The organism is Spongiactinospora gelatinilytica (assembly GCF_003236385.1).
Taxonomy (GTDB): domain Bacteria; phylum Actinomycetota; class Actinomycetes; order Streptosporangiales; family Streptosporangiaceae; genus Spongiactinospora; species Spongiactinospora gelatinilytica.
Genome location: NZ_POUA01000640.1, coordinates 1 through 2,206, shown reverse-complemented (window position 1 = coordinate 2,206; position 2,206 = coordinate 1). Strand labels below are relative to the sequence as shown.

Annotated in this window: 2 protein-coding genes; both read left to right on the top strand. The window is 76.2% G+C overall.

Annotated features, from left to right (window positions below; genetic code table 11):
* The coding region (locus C1I98_RS38090) for an SWIM zinc finger family protein (RefSeq protein WP_306461952.1) at window positions 1-1,390 on the top strand (1,390 nt) is incomplete at its 5' end.
* A partial coding sequence (locus C1I98_RS38085; protein ID WP_233508544.1) for a DUF5691 domain-containing protein occupies window positions 1,387-2,206 on the top strand: 820 nt, incomplete at its 3' end. The genes C1I98_RS38090 and C1I98_RS38085, both read left to right, overlap by 4 nt.

Below are 2,206 nucleotides of genomic sequence, written 5' to 3'. Positions count from 1 at the left end.
GTGTTCGGGCGGGGCGATTCTGTCGGTGAGGGCCGCTAATCTGCGCAGCGTGATCGATCGGTGGAGCCGTGATCAAGTGCTGGAGCTCGCCCCCGACGCCCCCTCGCGCAAGGCCGCACAAGGTGTGGCCGCGCCCGGGAAGTGGCCGGTGTCCGGGGTGGCGTCCGAGGTGGTGTGGGGCGAGTGCAAAGGGAGCGGCGCGACCCCGTACCACGCCTGCGTCGACCTGTCCGAGCCCGCCTTCAAGTGCAGTTGCCCCAGCAGGAAGTTCCCGTGCAAGCACGCGGTCGGACTCCTGCTGCTGTGGTCGGCCGGTGGCGTGCCGGAGGCGGAGGGTCTGCCACCGTGGACGGCGGAGTGGATGGCCCAGCGTCAAGACCGCGCCGACCGGCGCGCCGCCGCCGCCGTCGCGGCCAAGACGACGGCCGAGGCGAGCGGCCCGCACGACCCCGACCCCGCGCGGGGGCGCGAGCAGGCCGACGCACGGGCGGCGCAGCGCGAGCGGCGGGTCACCGCGGGTCTGTCGGAGCTGGAGCGATGGCTGACCGACCAGATCAGGCAGGGCATCGCGGGCACCCGCACCTCCGGCTTCGGACACTGGGACGACCTGGCCAAGCGCCTTGTGGACGCCCAGGCCACCGGTGTGGCGAGCGCGGTCGGACGGCTCGCGGCGGTCCTTTCCGGCGACGACTGGCCGGCGCGCCTGGTGGAGGAGTACGCGCTGCTGCACTTGCTGGCCGTGGCGCACCGGCGCGAGCCGGGCGGCGACCTCGGGCTGACGGTCAGGTCCCGGGTGGGTTTCCCGGTCTCGCGCGAGGAGGTGCTGGCCGGGCCCGCGGTCCGCGACGAATGGCACGTCCTCGGCAGGCGCGACACCGAACAGGACCGGCTGATCGCCCGCCGGGTCTGGCTGCGCGGGCGCGCCACCGGGCGCCCGGCCCTGGTGCTGTCGTTCGCGCCGATCGGGCAGCCGCTGGACGCCTCGCTGCCCACCGGCGGCGTGGTCGACGCCGACCTGGCCTTCTACCCGGGGTCCGGACCGCTGCGCGCCCAGGTCGCCGAGCGTCACTCGATGCGCAACGGGGGCGAGCCGCCCGGGGTTTCGATCTCGGCGGCGCTGTCGGAGGTGGCCGGGGCGCTGGCCGCCGATCCGTGGCTGGACTCCTGGCCGGTGGTGCTGGCCGGGGTGGTCCCGCTGCGCGGCGGGGCGCGGTGGCTGCTCGGCCACCCCGGCCAGGCGGAGGGCTGGCCGCTGGCCGGCGGGAGCCCGCCGTGGCGGCTCGTCGCGGCCTCCGGCGGTCACCCGCTCACGGTCGCCGCGGAGTGGACGCCGCGCGGGCTGGTCCCGCTTTCGACCCATGACGAGGAAGGGCAGGTGATCGTGCTGTGAGCGGGGTGTCCGAGCACTCGGGAGCGGAATGGCCGGAGATCGTCTCGGCGGCCCTGGTCGGTACCGACCGCAGGCCGCCGTACGACCCGGCGGACGGCGGAGATCCCGCCGTGGAGCTGCTCGAACGCGCGGCGGTGGAGACCGTCCGCAGGCGGGCGGGTCAGCGGCTCAGCAGGGGCGAGCCGCTGCCGCCCGCAGCGGCCGAAGACCGTCCGGCGGTCTCCAGGGCCGCCGCCGACCGGCTGGCGCGCATTCTCGGCGGCGAGCACGCCCGGCTGCTGCCGGAGTGGCTGGCCGAGGCGGCCCGGCGGGGCCTGCGCGTCCCCCCGCACCTGCTGCCCGAACTCCTCGACCACGCGGCCAAGGACCGCTCGATCCGCCCGCATGTGGCCGCCCTCGCCGGCCGTCGCGGCCGCTGGCTGGCCACCCTCCACGACGCCTGGCCCTTCCTCGCCAAAGAGCTCACCACCCCACCGCCGGCCCCCGCTGACCGCGTGGCTCCGGGTTCGGCTACGCCGGGGCGAGCGGATCACGCCGGGCCCGGCGTGGTGGCGGTCCCGGAGTCCGCGGCCCCCGCCGGTGGCGGCTTGCCCGATTCCGCCGGCTCCAGGGAGCCGGATGCGGGTACGCCGGGGCCGCCTGACCCTGTCGGACCGGGCACAGCGGTGGTGCCGGATGCCGCTAATCCTGGGGTACCGGACTCACGGGTGCCGGGGTGGAACGGCCCTACCGGGCCGGATCGGGCGGTAGGGCCCGATTCCGCCGGCCCCGGGGTGCGTAAGCGGGGTGATCTTGTTGGGCCGAGTACGCCTGGTG